This window comes from Pseudarthrobacter sp. C4D7 (genome assembly GCF_013359725.1).
GTDB lineage: Bacteria > Actinomycetota > Actinomycetes > Actinomycetales > Micrococcaceae > Arthrobacter.
This window is the reverse complement of record NZ_JABFMW010000054.1, coordinates 1-3,673: the sequence shown is the minus strand read 5'-3', so window position 1 is coordinate 3,673 and position 3,673 is coordinate 1. Positions and strand designations below refer to the sequence as shown.

The 3,673-nt window shown below is 62.0% G+C and carries 3 protein-coding genes; all 3 read right to left on the bottom strand.

Features of this window, described 5'->3' with window-relative positions; all coding sequences use genetic code 11:
- Window positions 1-463: 463 nt before the first annotated feature.
- Window positions 464-1,612, bottom strand: coding sequence for a recombinase XerD (locus HNO81_RS19815; RefSeq protein ID WP_217509637.1), 1,149 nt, complete (start codon window positions 1,610-1,612; stop codon window positions 464-466).
- A 358-nt stretch (window positions 1,613-1,970) separates the two neighbouring features.
- Complete coding sequence (locus tag HNO81_RS19810; RefSeq protein WP_217509636.1) at window positions 1,971-2,309, bottom strand: helix-turn-helix transcriptional regulator; 339 nt, start codon at window positions 2,307-2,309, stop codon at window positions 1,971-1,973.
- Window positions 2,303-3,409, bottom strand: a complete 1,107-nt coding sequence (locus HNO81_RS19805; protein ID WP_175319800.1) for a site-specific integrase — start codon at window positions 3,407-3,409, stop codon at window positions 2,303-2,305. Before HNO81_RS19805 ends, HNO81_RS19810 begins: the two co-directional genes overlap by 7 nt.
- Between the last annotated feature and the right edge of the window lie 264 nt (window positions 3,410-3,673).

The following is a 3,673-nucleotide window of genomic DNA, read 5'->3' as shown; positions in this document are numbered from 1 at the left end:
CTACTGGCATCCCTGCGGATCAAATGTGAGCGTATTCGCCACGAAAGCCTGCGTCGTGCAAGTCCTCCGCTAGAACACGGAATGTCTACCTTTGCTGCCAAGGCTTTCCCTGTTGGTCTAGTTCGTGCCAGCATTTGCACAACTGCTCGGGGAGGAGTGCGATGACGGGTCGAAAGCAGAAAGCCTTCGTTTTGGTAGTCACAGCGATGTTGGTTGTTGGCATTGCCGTCTGGATCCAGGTTGCAACGGGCTCCCCGGCTGTGACGGCGGTGGGTTTCGCGTTAGCTGGGCTTCTTGGGTCCTACTTTGGTTGGCGATGGTCTCGAAAGAAGTCTGCTGAAGTTGAGGGTTATCGTCAGGAGCTCATTGGAAAGAGACCGATTGAGGATCTGCGCTCAGACAGGCGAGAAGACCTTGATGAGTGAGAGTTAGATGTCACTGTCGAAGTGTTCGCAAGGACGCTTCAAGGCCCGGTTCTTAGGTTGACGTAGCGGGACCAGGCGTCGCCTGCCGCGTCGGCGTGGAGGAAGGCTACTTGGTGGCTGTATCCGAGTGCGTCGGCGACCAGTGGCGGTGGTGAGACTAAGAGGTGTTCGTCGAGGGCCGTGTTTCGTGCGCCGCGCAGGTCGATGCCCAGGCTTCGGAGCCTATCCATGATGCCGTTTGGGTGAAGTGGTTGTCCGGCCCGGGTCCCCGGGAAGAGCCAGGGGCTTTGTGCGTCTGATCCTGTTCTGAGATTCGGACGGCCTTTAAGGTGCTCTCGAAGCAAGTCGGCGAAGGGTTCGGGAATGGGCACTGGGTGCGGGCCGAAGGTGATCCGCATGTTGCCGGTGCTTTCATTGGTTTCGATAGCGTCGGTCCGGAGTTTGGCGACCCGAACGAGCGGCTGGGCGTAGAGAAGCAGCAGGATGCCGGCGACTCGGTAGGGCAGGGACTCGCTGGTGCCGGTAAGCAGTTCCCGGAGCCAGGCCACGCGCTGGTCCTGGGTGATCGCGGGGCGGGTTTTGGCTGTGTAGTGGCCCATGTCCACCCTGTGGTTTGTGCCGGTGTTCTTGATGAAGACGATGAAGGTGCGGATGGCTTTTCTGGTCGTGGAACCGGTTGCGAGCCAGGTTTCGATGTCTTGTTGGGTGCAGTTCGCCGCTGTCCGCTGGTGGGTTTCCCAGAGCCAGTCCAGAAACTTGACGGTTTCGGTGATCTCTTGCTTGGCCGAGTGGACCGGGGCTTGGGCGCTCTTCTCCGGTGTTGTGATGGACCGGATGCGCCGGAGGTGATGCCAGGTGGCAAACTGTGCGACGGGTTTGGCGACCTCCTCGGGCAAGTGGCGGAGCTTGTCGTCAATCCAGGTTTCGAACCGGGCCAGATACGGGTCTTGGTAGGGGAGGAGTCCATGATGAATGAACAGGGCGCGCAGGTGATTGGCTTCGCGGTTCGCTGACTTGGCCGCGGCATCGAGTCCTTCGTGCGTCAAGGGAGTTTCCCCGCATGACAGAGAGGCCAGGAGTGCTTGGACTTTGGGGGAGCGTTTCCACGTGATGATGCTTTCGGGCCGGTCCGCTTTGCAAAGCGCATGGACGATTTCGCCGGCGGTGTCCGGGTCGGCGGGGTGCATGAGCAGTAGTTCGTTGAGGTCCTCCCGGAGGGCGCAGCGGGCGCATATGCCGCGCCGGTAGAACTCGCCCTCCGTATTGCAACGGGTGCAGTGGAAGTCGTGGAGGATGCCGGCGCAGGGCGCGCAGCGTGGCCCTCCGCTGATGTCCGGTGGCCCGGGTAGAAGTCTGTGCTGGCCGCACTCCGGGCAGGTCCCGTGGGTGCGGGTGGCGGTGGTGAAGCATGGGCCGCAGATTCGGCCTTCGGGCCAGGTGGCGCGGGTTTTACCGGCGGCCCGGCCGCAGCGTGCGCAGGTAGCAGTCCCCGTGGTGCGGGGCCGGCCGCGGCTGGTGCTGCGGGGGCTGAGGCCTGCGGGTTTGTCAGTGATCATTGTCGATGATGCGTGCGCGCCGTGGTCTGACGGTGCGGTTCAGGTCGACGACGTTGGGGGCGCTGGTTCCGGTTTTGCGGGCGCGGACGTCGGCGGCTGTGACGGTGATGAGGTCCTCGGGTCCGCAGGAGAAGATGTCGCAGATCGCGGCGATGACCTGCAGTGCGACGCGTTCGGGTTTCTGGTTGACGAGACGGTAGACCTGTGGGCGGGACAAGGTGATGCCGCGCTCGGCCAGAAGGGGGATGAGGTCGGTGGTGTTGTGCAGGCCCCGTGCTGCCATGAGCTCCGAGAGCCGCCACTTGTATTCGACGTCGCGTCTCACCATTCACCTCGCATCTGCACGCCCAGGACTTCATCCATGGTGCGGTCCAGCGCCGCCCGAAGGGTCGTGTTGCGGAAGTCGTCGCTGACGAACTGGTAAATCCCGGTGGTGGAGGCGTGTTCGTGGCCCATCTGATGTTGCACGAATCTAGGATCCCATCCGTCCTCCAACAGGTGCGTTGCATAGGAGCGCCGGAGCGAATGCAGGTCCAGGCCATCCATTGGCAGGCCCAGCTCGTTGAGGTAGCGCCGGAGCCGGCGCAGCAGGGTGGATTCGCAGATCAGGCCGCCGCGTTCGCTGGGGAACAGGTCCAGGGTGTCGAGCATGCCCCGTCCGTTGGCGAGCCAGTCCTCGAGAACGCCGGCGGTCCAGTCGAAGACCGTCAGGACGCTGCGGGGTTTGTGCGGGGAGCCCTTGCGGGATTTGCCGAACCGGACCTTGCAGACGCCTGCCTTGCCGAACCTTCGCGCCTTCGGGTTGGCCGCAAAGTCGATGGATTGCAGGTGCCGGAGCTCGTTGAATCTGAGCCCGTACGAGTAGGCGATTTTCAGCATGACGGCGTCCCGGTAGGCGGCCTGCCAGCCTTTCTTGCCTGAGGCGGCGATGAGTTCGACCTGGTCGTCGGCGTGATCGAACAGCATCTGGAGTTCCGTCTTGGTGAAGGGCCGCTTGGAGGGACGTCCTTCGTACTCCTGTGTGTGGGAGGCGGTGTTCCAGTCAAAGAAGACCTGGGACGGGTGCGTGCCGAAGCGCTGTTCGCAGACCTGGTCCCAGCCGTAGTCGGGGTTTGACACGTAGGACGTGAACCGGCGGAGCGTGGACTGGTAGCCGCGGACCGTGGAGTGCTTCAGCTGGTGGATTGAGCGGAGGTCACCGAAATACTCCTCGACGTGTTCCGGTGCCCAGTTCCACGGAAACTCGTTCACATGGTTCACGAACCGGCGGACACTCGCGATGCCCTTGTCGATCGTGTCGAACTGGAGGTTCCTGGAAAGCTGCTGGTTGCGCCACCCGGTCAGCATGTCCTCAAGAGTCTGTTCCTCGGGATGCAGCAGCTGAACAGCACTCAGCTGCAGCACACGCCCGGACGCGTCCACCGCCATTCTCGCCCCACAGTTCCCTCGAAGTTTGTGCTCAAATCTTGAATCAATGATTCATTAAATGCATCATCAGCACAAAACCGCAGGTCAGACGCTTGTCGCAACCGCTTCAAGGATCGATATTGCGCCCGTCGGGCAGCGCCTGGCCAGCGGCGCGTTAACGCTGTTCAGACCGCAAATTCCGCGGAATCTTAGGGAAGTGAAAGGACTTGGTGCGGATCCGGGGGATCGGGGCGATTGATTCATCTGATGCAATACGCAGAGTAC

Excerpts from the sequence above, each read along its gene's own strand:
- HNO81_RS19805 (WP_175319800.1), bottom strand. The coding sequence starts at position 3,409 with ATGGCGGTGGACGCGTCCGGGCGTGTGCTGCAGCTGAGTGCTGTTCAG.
- HNO81_RS19815 (WP_217509637.1), bottom strand. The coding sequence starts at position 1,612 with ATGCACCCCGCCGACCCGGACACCGCCGGCGAAATCGTCCATGCGCTT.
- HNO81_RS19810 (WP_217509636.1), bottom strand. The coding sequence starts at position 2,309 with ATGGTGAGACGCGACGTCGAATACAAGTGGCGGCTCTCGGAGCTCATG.